The sequence below is a fragment of the uncultured Pseudoteredinibacter sp. genome (assembly GCF_947500695.1).
Lineage (GTDB): Bacteria > Pseudomonadota > Gammaproteobacteria > Pseudomonadales > Cellvibrionaceae > Pseudoteredinibacter.
In genome coordinates this window covers 133,868-156,027 of sequence record NZ_CANMSS010000002.1, presented here as the reverse complement: position 1 = coordinate 156,027, position 22,160 = coordinate 133,868, and the positions used below count along the sequence as shown (strand labels likewise).

18 protein-coding genes are annotated in these 22,160 nt (G+C 46.8%); 10 read left to right on the top strand and 8 right to left on the bottom strand.

All coding sequences use genetic code 11. From position 1 onward, the window contains the following. Positions 1-10: 10 nt before the first annotated feature. Together Q1A08_RS04405 and Q1A08_RS04400 are read right to left on the bottom strand one after the other, a co-directional pair. Positions 11-1,201, bottom strand: a complete 1,191-nt coding sequence (locus Q1A08_RS04405; protein ID WP_299770217.1) for a class I SAM-dependent rRNA methyltransferase — start codon at positions 1,199-1,201, stop codon at positions 11-13. A 90-nt stretch (positions 1,202-1,291) separates the two neighbouring features. Further along, positions 1,292-2,005, bottom strand: coding sequence for a histidine phosphatase family protein (locus Q1A08_RS04400; protein ID WP_299770215.1), 714 nt, complete (start codon positions 2,003-2,005; stop codon positions 1,292-1,294). Between the two features lie 269 nt (positions 2,006-2,274). On the opposite strand from Q1A08_RS04400, the gene Q1A08_RS04395 reads away from it, so the two are divergent. Then, positions 2,275-3,699, top strand: a complete 1,425-nt coding sequence (locus Q1A08_RS04395; RefSeq protein WP_299770213.1) for an aldehyde dehydrogenase family protein — start codon at positions 2,275-2,277, stop codon at positions 3,697-3,699. A 494-nt stretch (positions 3,700-4,193) separates the two neighbouring features. Continuing rightward, positions 4,194-6,494 carry an SdrD B-like domain-containing protein gene (locus Q1A08_RS04390; protein ID WP_299770212.1) on the top strand — a complete coding sequence of 767 codons (2,301 nt, stop codon included), beginning with the start codon at positions 4,194-4,196 and terminating at the stop codon, positions 6,492-6,494. A gap of 48 nt (positions 6,495-6,542) precedes the next feature. On the opposite strand, the gene Q1A08_RS04385 is transcribed toward Q1A08_RS04390, so the two are convergent. After that, entirely contained in the window at positions 6,543-7,256 is a 714-nt protein-coding gene (locus tag Q1A08_RS04385; RefSeq protein WP_299770211.1) for a DUF3581 family protein, read from the bottom strand. Positions 7,257-7,356: 100 nt separating this feature from the next. On the opposite strand from Q1A08_RS04385, the gene Q1A08_RS04380 reads away from it, so the two are divergent. The 7 genes from Q1A08_RS04380 (at position 7,357) to Q1A08_RS04350 (ending at position 16,168) form a co-directional block, all read left to right on the top strand. Continuing rightward, entirely contained in the window at positions 7,357-8,565 is a 1,209-nt protein-coding gene (locus Q1A08_RS04380) for a methyltransferase (RefSeq protein WP_299770209.1), read from the top strand. A 71-nt stretch (positions 8,566-8,636) separates the two neighbouring features. Next, positions 8,637-9,080 carry a DUF3465 domain-containing protein gene (locus Q1A08_RS04375; protein WP_299770207.1) on the top strand — a complete coding sequence of 148 codons (444 nt, stop codon included), beginning with the start codon at positions 8,637-8,639 and terminating at the stop codon, positions 9,078-9,080. 36 nt (positions 9,081-9,116) lie between these two features. Beyond that, entirely contained in the window at positions 9,117-10,211 is a 1,095-nt protein-coding gene (locus Q1A08_RS04370) for a PQQ-dependent sugar dehydrogenase (protein WP_299770204.1), read from the top strand. A gap of 331 nt (positions 10,212-10,542) precedes the next feature. Then, the gene (locus Q1A08_RS04365) at positions 10,543-11,730 is read left to right on the top strand and encodes a thiamine pyrophosphate-dependent dehydrogenase E1 component subunit alpha (protein ID WP_299770202.1); all 1,188 of its coding nucleotides are present in this window, start codon (positions 10,543-10,545) and stop codon (positions 11,728-11,730) included. After that, positions 11,723-12,700, top strand: coding sequence for an alpha-ketoacid dehydrogenase subunit beta (locus Q1A08_RS04360; protein ID WP_299770200.1), 978 nt, complete (start codon positions 11,723-11,725; stop codon positions 12,698-12,700). The genes Q1A08_RS04365 and Q1A08_RS04360 overlap by 8 nt, the downstream gene beginning before the upstream one ends. A gap of 11 nt (positions 12,701-12,711) precedes the next feature. Then, positions 12,712-13,953, top strand: a complete 1,242-nt coding sequence (locus Q1A08_RS04355) for a 2-oxo acid dehydrogenase subunit E2 (protein WP_299770198.1) — start codon at positions 12,712-12,714, stop codon at positions 13,951-13,953. A gap of 385 nt (positions 13,954-14,338) precedes the next feature. Beyond that, positions 14,339-16,168, top strand: coding sequence for a protein kinase (locus Q1A08_RS04350; protein WP_299770195.1), 1,830 nt, complete (start codon positions 14,339-14,341; stop codon positions 16,166-16,168). A gap of 320 nt (positions 16,169-16,488) precedes the next feature. Here the strand turns inward: Q1A08_RS04350 and Q1A08_RS04345 are convergent, their stop codons facing one another. Continuing rightward, positions 16,489-17,160: a Crp/Fnr family transcriptional regulator gene (locus Q1A08_RS04345; RefSeq protein ID WP_299770193.1), complete on the bottom strand. Its 672-nt coding sequence runs from the start codon at positions 17,158-17,160 to the stop codon at positions 16,489-16,491. Between the two features lie 100 nt (positions 17,161-17,260). Here Q1A08_RS04345 and Q1A08_RS04340 point away from each other — a divergent pair, with 100 nt between their 5' ends. Continuing rightward, complete coding sequence (locus tag Q1A08_RS04340) at positions 17,261-19,234, top strand: alkyl sulfatase dimerization domain-containing protein (RefSeq protein ID WP_299770191.1); 1,974 nt, start codon at positions 17,261-17,263, stop codon at positions 19,232-19,234. A 63-nt stretch (positions 19,235-19,297) separates the two neighbouring features. On the opposite strand, the gene Q1A08_RS04335 is transcribed toward Q1A08_RS04340, so the two are convergent. From Q1A08_RS04335 to Q1A08_RS04320, 4 genes are all read right to left on the bottom strand, one after another. Next, a complete protein-coding gene (locus Q1A08_RS04335) occupies positions 19,298-20,284 on the bottom strand; it encodes a hypothetical protein (RefSeq protein ID WP_299770188.1) in 987 nt (328 codons plus the stop codon). Between the two features lie 104 nt (positions 20,285-20,388). Further along, positions 20,389-20,853 (bottom strand): sigma D regulator, encoded by a 465-nt coding sequence (rsd, locus tag Q1A08_RS04330; protein WP_299770186.1) that lies wholly within the window; start codon positions 20,851-20,853, stop codon positions 20,389-20,391. A gap of 235 nt (positions 20,854-21,088) precedes the next feature. Beyond that, the gene (locus Q1A08_RS04325) at positions 21,089-21,823 is read right to left on the bottom strand and encodes an LrgB family protein (RefSeq protein WP_299770184.1); all 735 of its coding nucleotides are present in this window, start codon (positions 21,821-21,823) and stop codon (positions 21,089-21,091) included. Beyond that, positions 21,816-22,157 (bottom strand): CidA/LrgA family protein, encoded by a 342-nt coding sequence (locus tag Q1A08_RS04320; protein ID WP_299770182.1) that lies wholly within the window; start codon positions 22,155-22,157, stop codon positions 21,816-21,818. Before Q1A08_RS04320 ends, Q1A08_RS04325 begins: the two co-directional genes overlap by 8 nt. Positions 22,158-22,160: the final 3 nt, after the last annotated feature.

The window sequence follows — 22,160 nt, the reverse complement described above, 5'->3', positions numbered from 1 at the left end:
TCAAAACGGCCTAGGGTAGGTAAACCCTGGCAAAGACCGCTTTTAAGTAATCAGTTTCAGCAATAGATGGATGAACTGGATGGTCAGCGCCTTGACCGCCTTGATGGAGGATTTGGCAGTGGCGTTCCAGATGGCGAGCTGAAGCTCGAACAATATCGTTCAAGCGATCTTTAGCCAAATGCATAGAGCAAGAGCCTGAAACCAAAATGCCATCTTTACCGAGCAGTCTCATTCCTAGCTCATTTATATGTCGATAAGCGGCTTCACCTGACTTTTGATCTTTGCGCTTTTTAATAAAAGCTGGTGGATCAAGTACTACAATATCAAATCGTTCCTGAGACTGAATTAATTGTTTTAGTACTTCAATCGCTTTACCGTGGATAGTTGACACCTTATCTTCTAAGCCATTGATAGCCGCGTTTTCGGCTACCCAGTCTAGGGCCGATTCTGAGGCGTCAACACACACTACTTCACTTGCTCCGGCAAAGGCGGCCTGAACGCCCCATCCGCCAACATAGCTGAATACATCGAGTACACGTTTGCCTGGCGACAGTCGCTGTAGAAGAGCGCGATTTTCTCGATGATCATAAAACCAGCCAGTCTTTTGGCCATAGGCTATTGGCGCCAGAAAGTGGCAACCGTTTTCCTCCATCTCAACGGCTTCTGGAATATCCCCGACTGTGTCGACTGACTCAGGCAGGTTTTCCAGCTTTCTGGCACTATGATCATTACGCAATAAAATGGCTTCTGGTTTTAAAACCTTTTGCAAGGCTTGCACGATTTCTTGCTGTAGCAGATCCATGCCGGAGGTAGATATTTGTACAACCAAATAATCGCCGAAACGGTCGACGACCAAACCAGGCAGCAGATCGCTGTCTCCATAAACAAGACGGTAGTATGGCTTGGGGTAGGCTAGCTCTCTGAGTGATAAAGCTTGTTTAATACGATGGACCAATAAGGATTTATCTAAGGGGTACTTCTTTTGACGGCTGACCATGCGCGCGCAAATAAGTCCTTGCGGATTCATAGTGGCTAGCCCCAGTGACTTGCCGCCATTGCTAAGTACTTCCACTTGCTGGCCTGAACTGAATCCGTTTAAGGGACTCAGTTGGCTATTCACTTCGTTTGAATAGATCCACAGATGACCCTGTTTAAGGCGTCGGTCGGCGTTGGATTTAAGGTGTAGCGGAGCAAAGGACATGGTAGTACCTAGAAAAAAGCCCTATTATAAAGCCCGCCTACGACCCCTTGCTAGCTTTTATCGTCTTTAAAGCCAGCGAGTAGCCTGGCGCTATCGATAGCTAATAAAATCTGTTGAGCCGCTGATGGCATTCAGAAACTGATGCTCATTAAAACTTGATAAGCTAATGTCATGTTGATTGTGGACCAAGCGAGTAACAGAGGCATTGATCACCGGCTCAAAAAGCCCATAAACTTTATCTGCACCAAGGCCCATAACGATTGCGCTTACTGCTGCTATTACGCCACCGGAGGTAAATACCGCCGCGCTTTGGCCGCTGCCGTTTTGCTGCATTACGGCGTCTAAGCCTGCCTCAAAGCGGCACCTTGCTTGCGGCCAAGATTCTAAAGTGGAGCTCTGGGGTTCCTCTAGGATCCAGTACTGAAACACGGTTCTCAAGATTTTTTGGAAACTCTTTTTATCATTCATCATGTTCTTGGCATCCATTGCTAATTCTGGATGATGCCTAAGCATGGCGGGCAGCAGCTCATCTACCTGAGCATGATTGTCAAATTCATTCCAATTGGCATCGATGGTAAGGCTGGGCAGTTCAACAGCTGCTGCGCGATAAACATCGATTAAAGCTTGGGCAGTTTGTTGTTGGCGTGCAAGAGTACCACTGTAAAGGCCTTGAAACTGCTGTTCTTGTTGTAAGAAGTGCTCACCTAATAGTTTGCCTTGTTGGTATCCGAGTTCCGATAGTTGATCGTAATTATCGGTACCAAATGAGGCTTGGCCGTGCCTAACCAGAAATATTTCTGCCATGTGAACTCCGTAAAAATGGAAACCGCCTAGAGTATTCAAACTATGCCATTATAGTCAGCATGAGCTGGTTTCGTCTTAACATTTACGCGATATCCGTTGCTTTGTTAGACGCTAGTGGTGTGCTGTCATTTTTCGCTTGTAAAGATGTGCTTTCAGCCTTGGCAGATAGGTTAAAAAAGGGCAGTCTAGGTCACATGAAAAATGGTGGATACTGACATCTCAAAGCAGTCTGGCCATTTTGCACATACAGTTAAATACAGGAGCAAGTGATGGAAACCCTTAATTTTTATATAAATGGTGGATGGGTAGAGCCAAATGAGCTGAAAACCTTAGAGGTTATCAACCCTGCTAATGAAGAAAGTTGTGGTCGTATAGCTCTGGGTAATGAGCAAGATGTAAATGCTGCAGTAGCGGCGGCCAAGGCGGCTTTCCCTGCTTTCTCCCAGACTAGCCGCGAAGAGCGTATTGCTTTGCTAGAGAAAATTCTTGCCGGGCTTGCTGCACGCCAAGAAGATCTAGCACAAGCCATCACCGCTGAAATGGGGGCGCCGGCTTGGCTGTCTAAGATGGCCCAATCAGCCATGGGTGCTGCGCATTTTAATGAAACCTTGCAGCTGTTGAAAGATTATGAATTTGAAAGTAATCGTGGCAGCACTCGTTTGCGCAAAGAGCCTATTGGAGTTTGCGCGTTAATTACACCATGGAATTGGCCGCTGAATCAGATTGCCTGTAAAGTAGCTCCGGCTATAGCCGCTGGCTGTACAATGGTACTTAAGCCTTCCGAAATCGCGCCTTTCGATGCTGCGATTTTTACTGAAGTGTTGCATGAAGCTGGTGTGCCGGCTGGCGTGTTTAATATGGTTAATGGTGATGGGCCAGGTGTAGGGGCGCCACTTTCAAGCCACCCCGATGTAGATATGGTTTCTTTTACCGGTTCTACTCGTGCAGGTCGTTTAATTTCAAAAGCTGCTGCCGATGACATCAAGCGAGTATCACTAGAGCTAGGCGGCAAATCTGCGAATATTATTTTGCCGGAGGCCAATTTAGAAAAAGCAGTTTCTAAAGGTGTGCAAAGTATGATGATGAATTCGGGGCAGTCCTGTAATGCGCCGTCCAGAATGCTAGTACCTGCTGAAAAACATGCTGAGGCTGTAGCCATCGCTAAGCAAACAGCGGAAGCGCTTTCGGTGAACGATCCTTATGCTGAAGGTGTTTACCTTGGCCCGGTTTCTTCCGATGTTCAATATCAAAAAATTCAGGCATTAATTCAGCAGGGCATCGATGAGGGTGCAGAGCTTGTTGTGGGCGGAATTGGAAAGCCTGAAGGTCTAGAGCAAGGCTACTATGTGAAGCCAACGGTTTTTGCTAACGCCAATAATCAAATGACGATTGCTCGCGAAGAAATTTTCGGGCCAGTGCTCACCATGATTCCATACGGCTCTGTCGAAGAGGCTGTGGAGGTTGCCAATGATACTCCTTATGGTCTATCGGGCTATGTTTACGGTGAGACTTTAGAGGAGGCGGCCGATGTTGCTAATCAATTGCGAACAGGTAATGTTCATCTAAATGGTGCAGGCGCAGATACCAAAGGGCCTTTTGGTGGTTATAAGCAATCAGGTAATGGTCGCGAGTGGGGCGAGTTTGGTCTAGAGGAGTTTTTAGAAGTTAAAGCTGTATTTGGTGCCAATCAGTAGCGCGACTAAAAATTTAGGAGCCTAGTACTGCCTAGGTTCCTAGTTTTTAGCTCTAATTTCAATCAATGATTCTGATTTTTAAATTTTTCTGTACCAAAATCAGTATAAAGTCCTGGCTTGTCCTGTATAGATCAGTCCTTTCTAATGCTTTTGAATGACCCTGTTGGGTAGGTCTTTTATTAATAAATGTTGCTTTATAAATACCAGTCGTTTTCATTAACTGTCAGTGATTTTTTATCTTTGCGATCTCGTCATTTTTTTAATTTATCCTAAGTAATTCTGACCGAAGAGTTCCACCAAGCCAGTCATTGCTTTCCTATCCACCCCTTATCTTGACCGCTACTTTTAGCTCCTATAAATTCGCGCTAACTTAAAAATCAGGGAAGATATAAATCTAGAATAAGGAAAATAATAAAATTCTATTTGCCGTATCGAGTAGATAGAACAGGTGGTCTTGGGCTTCTATCCGTGAATTAATAAGGATTGAGCACTACATGAAAAGCAGTTCTCTCAAATTGGCAATAATCACTTTATGTATGGGTGTTGCCGATGTTTCATTTGCCGATATTACTGGCAGTATATTTAATGACTACAATGCCAATGGTGTGGATGATGGCGCTAATGAGCCTCCTATTGCTGATGTGATGGTTAGTGCCTATGGTGTTGATGGTGCAGCGGTAGGCAACTCGCCGCAGTTTACAGATTCTGTAGGTGAGTTTAATTTAACGGGAATCACCGGCCCAGTTCGCCTAGAATTTACTTTGACTGAGGCTCAGAAAAAGTTTCTATTTGCCGGCGCGGGTGAACTAAGCCAAGTTATTTTTGCCGAGGACGGCGATAATATTGACCTTCCTTTGCATAATCCTAGTTTGTTCTGCCATAGCGATCCTGACATTGCGGTGAGCTGTTTTGTTAATGGCGATTCTGCTAGCTCTGTAAACCCTAGTGATACCGTTGTCGCTGTATCTTATCTTGCAGCAAATAAATCTATGTTGGCTGCAAAACAGCAAACCGGTGCCGTTTGGGGCTTGGCTTATCAACGTGACGGCGATCGCTTATTTATGAGTTCAATGCTGAAGCGTCATTCAGCGCTAGGGCCCGCCGGAGAAGGTGTTATATATGTTCAAGAAAATGCCCTCAATAGCCCTGCGGCCCCAAGCGTCTTTAGCCGATTTTCCGATCATGGTATCAGCGTAGGTGTGGTACCCAGTAATAGTGCTAGAGGTCTTGACGGAATTGATCCGAGTGATGGCAATCATGATGCATTAGCGATCGATCTTGTCGGCAAGGTTGATCTTGGTGGTGTCAGCATGGCGGATGATCAAATCCATCTCTATACAGTTAACTTGCACGATAGAGCAGTTTATCGCTTCGATAGTAGAGATGCCTCACAAGCGCCGATAGCTTTGCCTAGCTTCCCAAATCATGACTCGGGCAGCTGCGTTAATGGCGTAGCGAGGCCTTGGGCTGTAAAAGCATACCAAGGTGACGTTTATCTAGGAGTGGTGTGCAGTGCAGAGAATGACGGGGCTAGCACTGACCTGAGTGCTGCTGTTTATCGTTTTGACGGCGGTAATTGGCATACGGCTGTCCCTGCCTTTGCCTTAGATTATCCCCGCCAGGCCCCTTACCCCGGTCAAAATGGCGCTTGGCAGCCGTGGGGAGATGAAATTACAGATTTTCGTAATCCGATTACTTCGGGTGAAAATTTCTTTTCCAAGCCTTCGCCGATTCTTTCGGATATCGAGTTTGATGATCATGGCAATATGTTACTTAATTTTTCTGATCGCACCTCTTTGCAGATGGGAGGTAGAAATTTAGGAACTAATACTGCCGATACCACAACACTTTTCTATACGGTTAGTGGCGGAGAGTTGTTGAGAGCAACAGCACTGGCTAATAAGGAGTATCAGATTGAAGTGATCAATATTGCCAGTGATGAATTTTTTTCGGGTGATGAGTTTCTAACTCCGGGTGAAGATCATCGCGAGACTGCTTTTGGCGGTGTAGCGGTTTTGAACGGCGTTGATGAATTAGTAATGACAGCACTTGATCCGGAGCGTTTGGATAGTGGAGGCTTATATTGGCTGAGTACTGCAGATGGTAGTAAAAGTCGAGTCACGGAATTGTATCGTGGCGCTGGTAATGGTTTTTCCGGTAAAAGTACTAGTCTAGGTGATTCAGAGCTAATCTGTGAGGCGGCACCTTTGCAGCTAGGTAATCGAGTTTGGTGTGATCAAAGTTCGGGCTATTCTGGAAATGACGGTAATGGTATTCAAGATCCAGGTGAGGCTGAGATTTCAGCGGTTACTTTACGCTTAAGTTGTGGCGCCGAGTTCGCTGAAATGCAAACCGATATTAATGGGCAGTATTTATTTACCGACGCAGTGTGGTCAAGCTCAGCCAATACCAGTTCCAGCATTATTCCACGTTACAGTAACTGTACTATTGCAATCGATATGCAATCAGCGCCAAATATAAATGCCATTGAATCGGTATGTGGCACCAATAATCCAACGTTGGCTAATGCGAATGCCAGTGAAGCCAATGCGCGAATGCGAGATTCAAACGGGGTGCTAAATGGCCAATGGTTAGAGGTCAATGTGGATACTTCTAACAGTACAGGCGCTTTGACGACAGGTCGATCAGGACAAAATGATCACAGTTTCGATTTTGGTTTTGCGGCTGCCATGGCGCCTGCTGGGCCAAGCGTTGCAGTTCCCCTAATGCCTTGGATGATGAAATTTCTTCTGGCTTTCGTTTTGTTTGGCTTTACACTGCGCCGCTTTAGCTAAGGTTCAATTTCTAGCCCCCTTTATTTAGGGGGCTAGGACTAGGCTCTGTTAGGACAATTGTTGCTGGCGCTCTTTATAGTAAGCAACAACATCAGTCATAGCTTGCTCGTCAAATTCTCTTAGGCCGGAAAGCACCATACGTTTTTCACCATGGCCAATTCGATCTTCGCCGGACATAACATCAAAGCCAAGTGTTACGGTGCCGCGTTTGCCGTTAACTTCGAGTTTCGACTCCGCCCCAACCAATTTGGCTTCCTTAACATCTAGGCGATCGAGCTCTAGTCTGGCGCCTTCGTAGATTACCAGCGGTCTTGCCGGGTTAATCATGACATTCTTTTCGCGCATCAGCGGTACCAGGATATGCGGAAAGGTCAATCCAGAATAGGCGACATAAGACTCGCTAATGCTGCTGATTAAATCCTCGTCGTTGGAATGCTCGCCTTCTTCAAAAAGTTTGAGATAGCATTTGCCATTGTCAGCGATAAGCTCATTGCTGCCATCTTCATTGCTTTGTAGGCTAAGCAGAATTCCATCACTTACCATATCGGTAAAATCTACCGCCATGCTCTTACTTAGGCCCACCTTGGCAAGGCTGATGGCAAAGAGTAGATCGCCAGGAACGCAGAAACGTTTTGCGTCGACATCGTGTATGGGGTTGAAATCATTGGCGATGAATTTTGCAAAGTTACTGGCTTGCTCGCGGCTAAAGCTGAATTGCTCAGAATTCTCCGCGTGGGGGGTGAAGTATTGCTGGATTTGCATATAATTTTATACTGTTGTTCAAAACAGCCCATTATACACATTTAGCGCCCCAGATTCCCCTAGGGCTATCGCTTTGCCATCAGCACTTAGGCACAGATATATGAGCCACGATTATCAACTGTACTTCTCTCGATTATGTCAAGGGCTCTATGAGCAGAAGGAGTTTTGGCAGGCACAGGCATTTCGAAAGCCAAGCTTGTCATGGCAAGCTGAAAACCAAGCTCTGAGCTCTGCCTTATTGAGCCTTGATGAGTTTGGTTTAGCTCAGCTGGAAAACGATGTGGCTAGTTTGGGGAAATTCCTAAGTCCATACATTTCTGGTTTGGATGAGTTGATAGATATTGCAGGTGGCATTGAAATTTGTCCCGCGGAACTTCCGGATTTAGGGAAAGAAATGCGTTTTTTTCCCAGTCATATTCCAGGTCGAAAATGGCAGCAAATCAGGTATTTTCATCAAGCGGCTCCGGCAAAAGCCGAGCGCTTGGTAGATTGGTGTTGCGGAAAAGGGCACTTAGGGCGCTTTCTCGCGCTTACTGAATCGTGCCCTGTGCTTGGCTTAGAATGGGATCAGAGCCTAGTAGATGCCGGCAATGAATTGGCCAATAGTTTGTCGGCAGGTGAGCTTTCAATAGTGCCTTGCGATGTGTTGGAGGCAGCAGCAGGGGGATGGCTTGCTGCTGGTGATCATGTTTTTGCACTGCATGCCTGTGGCGATCTACATCGCCGAATGCTGCAGCTAGCCGAGCAGCAACAGCTTGAAGCTGTCTCCTTGGTGCCATGTTGCTATCAAAAAATATCAGCCGATCAACACAGTTTTTTGTCAGCTGCCGCCGAAAAGGCAGAGCTAACTTTACGGCGCCGAGATTTACATACGATAGTCCAAGAGACTGTTACAGCCCCGAAGGCGGTGCAAAAAAAGCGAGTTCAATTGCAGCAGTGGCGCTTGGGCTTTGATGTCTTGCAACGTGATCTCCGAGGGATAGATGCCTATCTCAGTACACCTTCCTTACCGCAATCCAGTTTGCAGTTGGGTTTCGAAGGCTTTTGTCGTTTATTGGCTGACAAGCGCCAATTACAGCTGCCTGCTGAGGTGGATTGGAAGCGTTATCAAACGCTTGGGCTTAAGCGCTTTAATGATGCACGTCGCTTGGACCTAGCTCGATTGGTATTTCGGCGCCCTTTAGAGCTTGCTGTGGTTTTGGATCAGTTGTTGTATTTGCAGGAGAATGGCTTTTCTGTAGAGTTGCTGCAGTTTTGCCCCAAACACCTTAGCCCCAGAAATTTACTGATTAATGCATGGCGTGATTAAGCCTGGCGACAGTCAGACAACGATAAAATAAGCTGACTGTTAAAAACGCTAATTTTAGATAAGGATAAAATGTGAATCAGAACCGATTTTGGAAGCAAGCCTTTAGCGTAGTATTGATACTGTTGGTCTACGGTCTATATCAGTTTTCCCTTAAGCAAAATGCGCTCAGTGTTGATGGTGATGATCTTGCTAGCCTTCAGCAAGCCGTACAAGCTAAGCGCAGCAAGGTATGGTTTAACGAAACACGATTTACGGTATACAAGTTATTGCCCGATGATACTAAAGGCAGTCAGCATCAGCGCTTCCTGGTAAGGCGGGAGGGTTTGCCGAGCTTATTAGTGGCTCACAATATCGATTTGGCTCCCAGGGCCCCTTTACGGGCAGGGCAAACTTTGTTTATAAAGGGACGTTACGAGTGGAATAAAAAAGGTGGTGTTATCCATTGGACTCACCACGACCCGAGAGGAGTGCAGCCTGGTGGCTGGCTTCGTGTGGGTGAAGATAAATACCAATAACATATCGCCCCAGAGGCAAATAGGAATTTTAGGCTCATGCAAAAAACCATTTTGAGTACTGTTTTGGCTTTTAGTGCAGCGTTAAGTCAGGCTGCCGATTTTCAAGTTAAAGAGCTGGCGACAGGTTTAGATCGCCCGTGGGGCATGAGCTTTATTAATGATGATGAAGTGTTGGTGACGGAGAAAGGAGGCACCGCCAAGCGCGTAGATCTGCGCTCCGGGAAGTCGCAAGTGGTAACGGGTTTGCCAAATGACATTTATGTCTATGGACAGGGTGGTTTGCTCGATGTGCAAAATCATGGCAATGGCTATAGTTATTTCACCTACAGCAAGCGCAGTGACGAGTCGGGTATGCATGGCCGTACAGCGCTGGCTCGCGCGAAATTGTCGGGCAATAAACTGCTGGCTTGGGAAGATTTGTTAGTGACTGAGTCCGACAGCAATACCGGCCGTCACTATGGCAGTCGCATTGTATTTGATGGCAATGGAGCTTTGTTTTTTTCAGTCGGCGATCGCGCTAAGCGTCAGCCGGCACAAGATAACAGTAACCACATTGGGACTGTGCTAAGAGTTGGTTTGGATGGTAAAGCCTTAGCGGATAACCCGTTTTATAATCATGCCAATAGCAAAGCCGAGATCTACAGCTTTGGTCACCGCAACCCGCAGGGCTTGGCTTTTGACAGCCAGGGTCAGCTATGGGAAATCGAGCACGGTCCGCGTGGTGGGGACGAGATTAACAAAGTGATGGCGGGCGAGAATTACGGTTGGCCTACAGTATCTTTCGGTAAGGAATATCGTGAAGACAAAATGGTAGGTGAGGCGACCAGTAAAGAGGGCATGGTCGATGCCGCTAAGGTGTATGTGCCTAGTATTGCCCCCAGCAGTTTGATGATTTATTCCGGAAAGGCTTTCCCAGAGTGGAAAGATAACTTCTTCGCTGGAGCCCTCGCGCAGACTCATATCAACCGGTTAAGCTTGTCGGCTAATGGCAGCCTAGAGGAGCAAGAGCGCTTGCTAGATGATAGTAATGAGCGCATTCGCTATGTGACCGAAGGCCCTCAGGGCTATATCTATTTACTTACTGATACTGGCAAGCTAATGGAGCTGTCTCCAGCACGAACTAAAGACTAAAAATCTTAATACTGAAACGCTGCGTACCCTAAGACGCAGTGTTTCAGCTGTGCTTATTAAGTTCTGGTTTCTTAGAATTAATCACTACAAAATGTCTAGGTTTTAGTTCAAAAAAGATATATTGCCCGAATTTTGGGGATTTATTCTTGTCTGGCTCAGGTTTTTAGCCAACCCTACCAAATACGCTTTCTTTCGCTCTTAGATTAGCAGGACTCCCTAGCTGGCTCGGTGCTAAGCTCTAAATACAATAATTTGCAGCACTCTTTGCGCACATGAAGCGCTCAAGGAATCACTTGAGTAAGTGTGCGCCAGTGAGTTTACGGAGGCAAAAATGAGTAGCGCAAGCGATGTGAAGCCTAATCTGATGCATAAAGCACAGTTTATCGAAGGTCATGACTTACCCATTCCTACCTTAAGCATTCTCAATGCTGATGGCAGTATCCAGGCTGGTGCCGAAGCGCCAGAAATGGATCAAGAAACCGCCATTAAACTTTACCGCAATATGGTTTACATCCGTGTTTTGGATGAGCGCATGATCAGTGCTCAACGCCAAGGGCGTTTGAGTTTCTATCTGACCTGTGCGGGCGAAGAGGCTGCGGTTACTGGTACCGCAGCGGCGTTCTCCATGAAGGATATGATCATGGGGCAGTATCGTGAGCAAGCGGCAATTCGCTGGCGTGGCTTTACTACAGAGCAGTTTATGAACCAGCTGCTGAGTAATGAAGATGATCTGGGTAAAGGTCGTCAGATGCCTGTGCATTACGGCTCCAATGAGCTGAATTTTATGACAATCAGCTCGCCTCTCGGAACACAGATTCCGCAAGCTGCCGGTTATGCCTATGCGCAAAAGTTGCAGGGAAATCAAGCGTGCACACTCTGCTACTTTGGTGAAGGCGCGGCATCGGAAGGTGATTTCCACGCCGGATTAAATATGGCGGCGGTATTAAATTGCCCGGTCGTTTTTGTCTGTCGCAATAACGGCTACGCCATCTCCACTCCAGCTGAAGAGCAGTTTAAAGGTGATGGTATTGCTCCTCGTGGTGTAGGTTATGGTATTAAGACCATTCGCGTAGATGGCAATGACATCTTAGCGGTTTATACCGCGTCGATTGAAGCGCGTCGCATCGCTCTGGAAAATAACGAGCCAGTGCTTGTTGAAACCATGAGTTACCGTTTAGGTGCCCACTCTACTTCCGATGATCCAAGTGGTTATCGTAGTAAAGACGAAGAAGACAAGTGGCGAGAAAAAGATCCTATCGAGCGTATGCAAAATTGGCTGGAGTCCAAAGGCTGGTGGAATGGTGAAGAAGAAAAAGCCATTCTAGAAGGCTACCGTAAGGAAGTACTGGACGCGTTGAAGCGCGTAGAGAAAAAGCCGATGCCTGGTATTGATGAGTTGATCACGGATGTCTACGACACCCCGCCGGCGCACTTGCAAAAACAATACGCAGAATTAAAAGAGCATATCGCTAAATACCCAGAGAATTATCCTGTCGCAGGAGGTGCAAAACATGGCTAAGATGAATTTACTACAGGCCATTAATAATGCCCTAGATACCGCGATGGCTGCTGATGACAGTATGATCTGTCTGGGCGAAGATGTGGGCAAGTTCGGTGGTGTATTCCGTGCGACCAGCCATCTGCAAGAAAAATATGGTAAGGCCCGTTGTTTTAACACGCCGTTGACCGAGCAGGGTATTGCCGGTTTTGCGATTGGTATGGCTGCTCAAGGTTCGACTGCCGTTGCCGAGATTCAATTCGCTGATTATATTTTTCCAGCTTTCGATCAGATCGTAAATGAGGCTGCAAAATTTCGTTATCGTTCGGGTAATGAATTTAATGTTGGCAGTTTGGTATTCCGCACCCCTTATGGTGGCGGTATCGCTGGTGGCTTGTACCACTCGCAGTCTCCGGAGGCTTATTTCTGTCACACCCCCGGTCTTAAAGTGCTGATGCCATCTAATCCGTATCAAGCCAAAGGTTTGCTGCTTTCCGCTATTCGCGATCCAAACCCTGTCTTGTTCTTTGAGCCTAAGCGCTTGTACCGTGCTTCTGAAGGTGATGTGCCTGAAGAAGATTACGAGATTCCAATTGGTAAAGCGGAAGTAGTACGTAGCGGTAGTGACATAACTTTGCTGGGCTGGGGTGCACAAATGACCGAGATGCATAAGGCAGCCGATAAAGCTGCAGAAGAAGGTATCTCTTGTGAAGTGATTGATTTACGTTCCCTGCTGCCCTGGGATGTAGAAACCGTAGCTAACTCGGTAAGCAAAACTGGCCGATTAGTTATAGCCCATGAGGCCACTCACACTGGTGGTTTCGGCGGCGAAATTGCAGCAACGATTCAGCAAGAATGCTTCCTTTCACTTGAGTCGCCAATTGCGCGTGTGACAGGCTTAGACACACCTTTCCCTCTGGCTCATGAAAAAGAATACTTGCCAGATTATCTAAAAGTATATGAAGCCCTAGTGGCCAGCTTGAACTACTGAGGTGCTGACAAATGATTAAAGATTTTATTCTGCCAGATATCGGTGAAGGTATCGTTGAGTGTGAGGTTATCGAGTGGAAGGTAGCCGAAGGCGATATGATCGAAGAAGATCAGATCGTTGCTGATGTAAGTACAGATAAAGCCATCGTAGAAATCCCCTCAATGTACACCGGTAAAGTGGTTAAGCTGCATTACCAGCAGGGTGATATTGCAAAGGTGCATAGCCCACTGTTTGCTATCGAACTAGATGGAGAGGCTAGTGAAGCTCCAGCGGAAACAACGAGCAGCACCGAAACTCAAGCGGTACAACAAAATACCGCGGTGACGGAAAGTGCTGAAAAGCCAGCTGCCGTCGAAAACTCGGGCAAAGTGCTTAGCACCCCGGCAGTACGAAAAATTGCCCGTGAAAACGACTTGGATTTGGCGCTTGTATCAGGCACCGGTAAAAATGGCCGTGTACTGAAAGAAGATGTTCTTAACTATTTAGATGGCGGATCGACGGCTGCAGTACCAGCTGCCAATGCTAACGTTTCCTTGACTGCCGATATGGTTGATCGCGTTGAGTCCATTAAAGGTGTGCGCGCGGTAATGGGCGCAAGAATGGCCGAATCTGTATCTACCATTCCTCACTTCACTTATGCGGAAGAGTTTGATGTCACAGAGCTAATTAAGTTGCGCTTAAAGCTCAAGGCTATGTATGGCAGTGATGAACTGAGAATCACAATGATGCCGCTGTTTATTAAAGCGCTTTCTTTGGCAATCAAAGAATTCCCAATTATGAATAGCCGCGTAAATGATGTCTTCACCGAGCTGACCTATTTGGCTGAACATAACATTGGTATGGCTGTAGATGGTAAAACCGGATTGCTAGTGCCGAACATTAAAAATGTTCAAAGCTTAAGCTTGCTAGATGTTGCTGCTGAGGTAACTCGTCTAACGGCCGAAGCGCGCAGTGGAAAAATCAGCCCAGCCGATTTAAGTGGCGGTTCCATCACTATTTCAAATGTCGGTGCGATTGGCGGCACCGTGGCAACCCCAATCATTAACAAGCCCGAAGTCGCTATTGTGGCCTTGGGTCGGGTACAAGAGCTGCCGCGTTTTAATGCCAATGGCGAAGTTGAAGCCCGTCAAATTATGACGGTAAGCTGGTCGGGTGATCATCGCGTGATTGATGGCGGCACCATTTCTCGTTTCAATAATTTGTGGAAACAATACTTGGAACAACCTGCGACTATGTTAGCGTCTATGGTTTAAGCTGGGGCCACCTAGGTAGAATGTTGTGATAGGGCGGCTAGCATAGTTCCCCTATCACGATGTTCCAAATAGGGTGTTTAAAAGTTGAGGCGATTGCCTTCAATCCCGATGCAAGATTCTATGGCCTGGATTTGTAAGTTGTAAAAACCTCCTAGCAGAATGTCATGAAGTGGGGCGGCCTCCCAGGGGCGTCTCCGACTCGGAGGAGGAGCCGAGCTAGCATGGATGCTGTTTTTTGCGACCCTGGGAGGCCGCCCCACTTCATGGCAGGCGGTCAGATTTGCAATTGCTAACCTGCTTAAGCTGCTTAAAGTTAATAGCTTCGATTAAGTCCTCAAAAGCTCCCTGTGCTATGATGAAAAAAATCAGACTTTAGAATAAACCCATGAGCTTAATCGAAAGCGATCAACTCCAGCATTTCTACATCAACGAAGAGCAATCCTTCTACTTGCTCTCCCATCGTGATGCACAAAAACTCAAAGACTGGCTAAGCCTCTGCCAACAACAACTCGAACGCCTCGGCTACCTTAATATTGAACTGCTTGGCAAAGGCGCCTATGGCTTTGCCTTTAGCGGCACAGCCGCCAATGGCGAAGAATACGTCTTTAAATTTGCACGTATAACCTTACCCGTCGCCGTGCAAGAAAGACTTGAAGAAGAAGGCTATATGCTGTCCCAAGTGCAGCATCCCAATGTCCCAAGCTTTATCGAATTTACCCGTGTACGCAGCCAATCGATCTTAATGATGAGCCGAGCGCAGGGAGTAAACTTAGAGGATTACGCAAGACAGCATGGCCGCCTAGATATCAAATTATTGCTAAGCATTACCGAACAAATGGTTGATGTATTGCAACACCTAAGAGATAGCGCCAAAAAACGAGACAGGGCCCCATTGGTGCACGGTGATATCAAACCTTCAAATATTGTCCTAGACCCAAACACCGGGCAAATCAGCCTCATCGACTGGGGAGCGGCGGTTTATGGCCAGCTAGATCATCAAGGTCATCATAGTGGAAACGGTGGTCTTACGGCACTCAGCTCGGATTTGCATCAAACCAATGCCAAGCTCGGAGATATCTATTTTATTGGTGAAGAGCAGTTAGAAGGTCAGCTTAGCTCGCCGCGTTTTGACGAGCAGGGTTTGGCAGGAACCTTATACGCCTTAGCATCGGGGCAAGGTAGTCGCTTTGGTAGCAAGGTCATTTCTCCGCTGGCACTAGGTCTGCCTGAAGAGTTTGCAAAAACCTTAAACAATATGATGTCTGAAGATGCGCAACTTCGGCGCAAAGCGGGTGACTACCTCTTCAAAAATATCCAACACATGAACAAGCTGGCCATTCATGATCATAATCGCAATGAGCAATATGCCCTGTTACCGATTTGGGTCGCGTCGGAAGATCAAGCTATTGAAACAGTAGTGTATAGCTCGCGTAAATCGTTTTTACGACAAGAAGTTGATATCGAAAAACTAGAAGATATTAATAATGCCGAGCTTGAAAAGTATTATAAGAATTACCTTTCAGGCATGGCGGATACCGAAAAAGCGTTTGTAACTGCGGTATCGCATCTCAGTCATTATCCGATCGTTGGTGGATTGGCAATGCATTGGGACGAAGAGGGTATTCATATTGATTCCAGCCTGCGGCTCTATGATCGCAGTATGGCACCGGCACTAAACTCCGCGGTTAATAATATTGTGCACCTAGGGCGAGCTATCAATAAAAAAGGTGTGTTTAAAAGCTGTATTTTTGATGCCAAGCAAACACTGCACATTGAAAGGTTGAGTGCAGATAGCCCCTTTGTAGCCAGCGGTGATATGCGTATTAACTTTGATGTCAGTGATGAGGTGGTGCTAGAAGAAGAGAGTCGCCTTCATTCCTACTTTGAAGATGGTGACGATCCAGATGAAATGCTGCAACTGCCAGAAGAGATCATGGAGGTATTGGCCCATATGAATACTCTTCATCATACTGGTTGTATTATCTTTGAAAGTGTCGAGTTGGATTTAAAGATACATAATTATTTAAATCTACTGGATGCCAGTAAAGTCGATGAGTTTCAGGCTTGTCTAGATAAGATATTAGAAAATATTCATTTAATCGATGGTTTAGGGGTTTCTGGTTTTATGAAGCTCCCCTATAAAGACACCAAGTTCTTCACCAAGCAAGAGCAGCTGACGAATAGCTTTTATATGCATCCTGCTCAGCGTGCTTAAGCGACTTTACTTATCTATTTTAGCTAAAACGACGCAGCTACTTTAATAATAAGCCGGCTAATTAAAGCAAGGCCTACCAATTAAAATGCATGTCTTACCTAGATTAACTTATTGGTAGAAGCTGCTATTGATTGTCTAAATGCTGACTAGATTCGCACTACAGATATCCAATAACGGTTCCGAATTAAAAGCATGCGGGGTACAGAAACGTAATTAATCTATTCCAATTCTTTAAAGGATGAGCTATTGCTTATGGTCACATATAAATCTCAAAATCATTGATTATAGCCGTAAGTTATGGCCCTAAATTACGATTGCGGTTAACCCAGCAGCTCCATTGTTTGCTGTTGTTCGCTTATCCAGGCGCTAAACTTCTCAAGGTCGAGTATTTGGATGTGACGATAGCCTTTTTTGATTAAGCCCAGCTCGGTGAGCTGTTTAAGAGATGTTGAAACGACCATGCGGCTGACGCCTAGTTGGGTGGCGATATCATCCTGGCTAAGGTGTCGGTTTTCGATCTTTCCTTCCTCGAGGTTTATGGCATAGATCATCTTTGCTACCCGAACAAGAACAGGTAAGCGCTTAGCATCATCTAAGGCCTCCAGACTTAGATGAAGTCGGGTTGATAGCGACTGCAGCAAACCTAAAGCAATAGCCGGTTCAGTATTTAAGGCCCGCTTGAGTTTTGTTGGGCTGATATATCCAATCTTAGTTTCCCCCTTGGCCTCTGAAGTGTGTGTCCGCGGCAGCTGTGAGAATACCGTAAATTCGCCAAAGCTCTCGTGGCGCTTTAACAGCTTGCTAAGGAAATAGCGGCCATCGCTACCATAGTTGCCTACTTTTACAGATCCCTCTAAAACAACGCAAAGCCCAGCTTTCCTTTCGCCCCGAGCATGAATGATTTCACCGTCTTGGTAGCTTTTCACTTTAAATAGCGGCTCTAGCAAAGCCATGCAGCTGCTTGAAAGTGAGCCGAGAGATTCCTGTGGCATATTGCCGCCTAATATTTGTCCATTAATGACAATTGTAAATTAGTTTACATTTATACCTTGCTCTGCGTGCTATAACAATCATCAAATGAAGGAGAGTGGTATGACCCTAAAAAATATCAAGACAAAAGCAATGCTGCTGGGCATTAGTGGTTTATTGCTGGCCTGCGGAGCAGAGAACAATGACGGTGTGGCTGTGCACGATGCTAAGGCTAGCCAGTTCACAATAGCTAAAAACAAAGCCGTGGCGGAGCAGCTTGCCTTAGATGATAAACGCGATTTTGAGCAGGCCAAGCGCGGTCTTATCGCAAGAGACGACAATTTAGAAATTAAAAACGCTGATGGCGAAGTGATTTGGCGAATGAATGACTATGACTTCATTCAAGGAGCAGCTCCAGATACGGTAAACCCTAGCCTTTGGCGTCAGGCCAGCCTGAATAATCTGCACGGCCTTTATCAAGTTGCTGAGGGGATTTATCAGCTGCGCGGCTATGACCTTTCCAATATGACCTTGATTGAAGGTCAGACTGGATGGATTGTGGTGGACCCGCTCACTACAAAAGAAACGGCGGCAGCGGCTTTGGCTTTTGCTCGCAAGCATCTAGGTGATAAGGCGGTTACGGGTTTAATTATGACCCATAGCCATGTTGACCATTTTGGTGGTGCCCTGGCAGTTGTTGATCCTGAGCAGGCCGCAAGCATTCCAATCATAGCGCCTGAAAATTTTATGGAAGAAGCTACCAGCGAAAATATTCTGGCTGGCCCGACCATGGGGCGTCGAGCAGTTTATATGTATGGCCGAGATTTACCTAAAAATATTTATGGTCATGTCGATACGGGCTTAGGTAAAGCACCTGCCTTTGGTACTGTCGGCATCGTACAGCCAAGTGTGCTTGTATCAAAAACTGGCCAAAGTCATACCGTCGATGGTGTGGACATTGAATTTCAATACACCCCTAATTCAGAGGCGCCTGCAGAGCTGACATTCTACCTGCCTAAACAAAAAGCTTTCTGTGGCGCCGAACTCCTATCGAGAAATATGCACAACCTCTACACTTTACGTGGTGCTAAGGTACGCGATGCCTTAGCTTGGAGCGATTATATTGAAGAAGCGCGTAACTTGTTTTCAGAGTCACAGATTTACTTTGCCAGCCACCATTGGCCAATATGGGGCAGTGAAGAAATCGATAGTTTCTTAAAAGGTCAGCGCGATACTTACAAATATATTCACGACCAAACTTTGCGTTTGGCTTACAAAGGCTTAACGCCGAAAGAAATTGCAGAGCAAATAGAGTTGCCCAAAAGCTTGTCGGCTAATTTTTCTAATCGCGGCTACTACGGAACGACGAGCCACAATTCTAAAGCCGTTTATCAAGCGTATTTTGGTTGGTACGATGCTAACCCTGCTAATTTAAATCCCCTCCCGCCCGAAGCGGCTGCAGAAAAGTATGTTCGTGCAATGGGCGGCGAGGCGGCTGTTTTAGAGCAGGCTCGGCAAGCGGTTTCGGAAGGTGAGTATCGCTGGGCTGCAGAATTACTGAATCATTTGGTGTTCGCTAATCGCAGTGAAGAGGCAAAGCAACTTTTAGCTGAGGCCTATGCCCAATTGGCTTATCAGGCTGAATCTGGTCCATGGCGTGATGCGTACCTGTCTGCAGCTTTGGAGTTGGGGCAGGGTAAAAGCTCAACCATGATTAGTTTGGCTTCAGCGAAGGACTTAATGAAGCATGCGCCCGTGGAAGAGTTTTTCTCAGCGATGGCAGCTCAATTAAATGGCCCGGAAGCAGAAGGAGTCGAGCTTAGTCTCAAAGTTAACTTCACTGATCTTCAGCAGAGCTACTTTTTATGGATAGAAAATTCGGTGCTTCATTATCGTATTACGAAGCAAGGTGAAGAAGCGGATGCTACTTTAAATATATCCCATGGTTTGTTTTTAGATGTGATTTTGGGAACCGTAAAGCTTGCTGGACTACTGACATCGGATCAGTTGAGTCTTGAAGGAAGCCGTATTGATCTAATGCGTTTCTTCGCCCTGCTAGATAAAAACGAAGAGCCTTTTGCCATTGTTGAGCCTTAGGATGTGAACTCAAACTTTTTAATCCTAAACCGTGGAGCCTTAACAAGCTCCACGGTTTGCTCATCAGCGCTCTAATTGATGAATAAAACCATTAGAAGCAATGGCATAGTAGGTCCGCTTGGCGCTGGCAAAGGCAACATCCTGGATGGCGGCACTTGTTGGCTTCCAGGCGTCTCGTTTCAGTACGCCCCATTCAGCCAAAGTCTTCATGGACTTGGTATCCCAAAGTTGTACTCGTTGATCGGGGCGGCCAACTAATAAATAGCGTCCACTTGAAGAAAATCGTGCGGCGCTAAAGCGCAAGCCTCGTTTAATCTTTTCGGCTGACAGTGGAATCTCACCAATGGCTTTGCCATTGCTGGTATTCCATACCACGGCTTTATCATATTTTGCAGCGGAAAGAGCGCGGTCGCCTTTAGGGCTTAATCTGACTAGCTGCACGTCTTCTTCATGCTGCATAGTCTGCAAGGCTTTGCCTGAAGCGACACTCCACAAAGTCGAGCTACGATCTTCAGATCCGGTAAGGGCCAGTTTTCCATCAGCGCTTAAGTCGACACTGCGTACTCGGCCTGAGTGATTAAAGCGTCGCTTAACACCGCCACGTTTGCTATCAAAGATCACTGCGCTATGATCGGCCATGCCGAGCAGAGCGTATTCACCATTGGGTGCCAAGGCAATGGAAAGCACTTCGCCTGGGGCTGTCCAAAAACGGAAGGCTTCACCGCTTTCAACTTGCCACAAGACCAAGCTATGGGAATCGCTGGTCATGGCCCAGTTGCCCTCAGGTGAGAAGGCGGCGGCCACTAAAGTAGTTTTCTCTTTGCTGTGGTTCCAGTCGTACAGGCGCTCTTTTTTTAACACCCGCCACAAGCTGCCGCCGTGATTAATTGAGCCGATAATAGCGCGGCTGCCATTGTTTGAAAGCCTGCCCATGTGACTACCCTGTACGGCAACTTCAAAGCTGACTTTAGGCTCAGGAAGAGGCTCGCAAGCGCTGAGGGTTAGAAGCGTAGCGATAACAAGAGATGTGCGAATTGCGGCACGCAGCATGGCGGTTTCCTAGTTGTTAAACCTATGCCTACTGTAGCGGCCGCATGTCTGAAAAGTACAGTTTTTGCGGTACCGGTCTTACGGTACTGGTCAAGCGGCAGCGGTTAGGCTGCCTGCTCACGATGGGCATCGTGCATAACACTTACCATGCTATCTTCAACGAAGAAGCGTTTTTCTAGGCACAGCCCCAATTTGGACAAATCACGAGCTAAGCTATCGAGATTATCCAGCTGGGTGTAACGCTGATCGAAATCTAAAACGACCTCAGTGCAATTTTGCAGTTGTTTATAGAGTCGGCTGCCGAGAAGCAGAGCTTCCTTATCTTGATAGCGCTTGGATTCGGTCTCAAGTTGTTCGTAGACCTCGAAATGACCAGTGGAGACATAATCCATCAAGCTTTGGCAGAAGCGGCGTAGACGTGCTTTCAGAGCAGGGCTCTCCATGTCATCTAAGCGCTGGCACAGTGCGGAGTATTCCACCAGTAGTTGTTTTCGTGCTTCAAACCAACCGTCCAATGTACGGTTAACGCCGCCCCATAATTCCTGATGTGTTCTGCAATGCTCGAGCATATGTCACCTCTGCTTCTTCATATTTGCCGATAACTGCTCGCTTGCGAATTTAGGATGTTCAAGCGGCTGTAGCGTCGACTTTTTCGATCTTGTTATTTAAAAGTAGAAGACGAACGGTCGGCTCGCAAGAAAGTGTGAGCTAGTTCTTAGATCAGTCTGGGATAAAAATGAGTGACGTCCAAAATTTCTTAAAATTATGGTTAATAATTGCCCTGTGTGTCAGTTATTTGAACAATCAGATGCCAAAGTAGCTAATAGCGTAAGGCAGGGTCAACGCGGTGAATGCGCCAGTTAAGCCCATGGCTAAGCTGGCAAACGCGCCACAAGAAGGGCTTTTCTCAAAGGCGACCGCGGTGCCAATACCGTGGGCATTGAGGCCCAGTACTATGCCTTGTAGGCGAGGGTCGCGAAGGCCGCAAAAGTAAAACGCTATCGGGGCCAGCAAGGCACCGATGATTCCAGTGGCCACTACCACACCGGTGGTAAGCGTGCTAATACCGTGGATTTTATCGCTGATACCTAGGGCGATGGGTGTGGTGACCGACTTGCTGGCGATAGAGCGTAAAACTTCACCTTCGGCCCCTATCAGGCCTGCTAGCAACACAGCGCTAGCTGCAGCAATTGTAGCGCCAAGGGCTACGGTTATCAGCACTGGGCGCGCCAAGAGGCGGATATGGCGAAACTCTTGGTACAAGGGAATAGCCAATGCAACGGTTGCCGGGCCCAATAAAAAATAAAATAGCTGGCTGCCATCTCGGTATTGCTGATAACTGATATCGAAGTGGTTGAGCGCGGCTGCAATTATACAGCCGGCGATGACGACAGGGTGAAGCAGCATAAGTCGGCCGCTGCGTTGATAGCAAAACTGGCCAAATTGGTAGGCGCCTAAAGTCAGTATTATGGCGCTCAATTGGCTCAGTTGACTGTTTTCAGTAAAACCTACAAAGGCCTGTTGCAGCTCCTCAATCATTGGACTTCACCTGGCTCTTTACTATCCAGCTGCTGAGCAAAAGGCTAATGAAAGTACCTACCACCATGGCGGCAGCAATCGCTGGCCATTGCGCTAATACTTGCTCGCTTAAAAAAAAGATACCGACACCGGCGGGAAGAAAAAGCAGGCTTAGGTGTTGTACCAGCATGTGGCTGCTTTGTTGCAAGTCACTAGAGACTTTTTGGCGGATGAGTAGTGCAAGTAATAGCAGTAGCATGCCGATTACAGGCCCAGGTATCGGAGCCTGAGTGGCTAAGCTGATCCATTCACCTAGCCACTGAAAGAAAAATAATACCAGTAAACCTCTAACCATTGT

Coding starts and splice junctions, on each gene's coding strand:
- Q1A08_RS04405 (WP_299770217.1), bottom strand. CDS start 1,201: ATGTCCTTTGCTCCGCTACACCTTAAATCCAACGCCGACCGACGCCTT.
- Q1A08_RS04400 (WP_299770215.1), bottom strand. CDS start 2,005: ATGGCAGAAATATTTCTGGTTAGGCACGGCCAAGCCTCATTTGGTACC.
- Q1A08_RS04395 (WP_299770213.1), top strand. CDS start 2,275: ATGGAAACCCTTAATTTTTATATAAATGGTGGATGGGTAGAGCCAAAT.
- Q1A08_RS04390 (WP_299770212.1), top strand. CDS start 4,194: ATGAAAAGCAGTTCTCTCAAATTGGCAATAATCACTTTATGTATGGGT.
- Q1A08_RS04385 (WP_299770211.1), bottom strand. CDS start 7,256: ATGCAAATCCAGCAATACTTCACCCCCCACGCGGAGAATTCTGAGCAA.
- Q1A08_RS04380 (WP_299770209.1), top strand. CDS start 7,357: ATGAGCCACGATTATCAACTGTACTTCTCTCGATTATGTCAAGGGCTC.
- Q1A08_RS04370 (WP_299770204.1), top strand. CDS start 9,117: ATGCAAAAAACCATTTTGAGTACTGTTTTGGCTTTTAGTGCAGCGTTA.
- Q1A08_RS04365 (WP_299770202.1), top strand. CDS start 10,543: ATGAGTAGCGCAAGCGATGTGAAGCCTAATCTGATGCATAAAGCACAG.
- Q1A08_RS04360 (WP_299770200.1), top strand. CDS start 11,723: ATGGCTAAGATGAATTTACTACAGGCCATTAATAATGCCCTAGATACC.
- Q1A08_RS04355 (WP_299770198.1), top strand. CDS start 12,712: ATGATTAAAGATTTTATTCTGCCAGATATCGGTGAAGGTATCGTTGAG.
- Q1A08_RS04350 (WP_299770195.1), top strand. CDS start 14,339: ATGAGCTTAATCGAAAGCGATCAACTCCAGCATTTCTACATCAACGAA.
- Q1A08_RS04345 (WP_299770193.1), bottom strand. CDS start 17,160: ATGCCACAGGAATCTCTCGGCTCACTTTCAAGCAGCTGCATGGCTTTG.
- Q1A08_RS04340 (WP_299770191.1), top strand. CDS start 17,261: ATGACCCTAAAAAATATCAAGACAAAAGCAATGCTGCTGGGCATTAGT.
- Q1A08_RS04335 (WP_299770188.1), bottom strand. CDS start 20,284: ATGCTGCGTGCCGCAATTCGCACATCTCTTGTTATCGCTACGCTTCTA.
- rsd (WP_299770186.1), bottom strand. CDS start 20,853: ATGCTCGAGCATTGCAGAACACATCAGGAATTATGGGGCGGCGTTAAC.
- Q1A08_RS04325 (WP_299770184.1), bottom strand. CDS start 21,823: ATGATTGAGGAGCTGCAACAGGCCTTTGTAGGTTTTACTGAAAACAGT.
- Q1A08_RS04320 (WP_299770182.1), bottom strand. CDS start 22,157: ATGGTTAGAGGTTTACTGGTATTATTTTTCTTTCAGTGGCTAGGTGAA.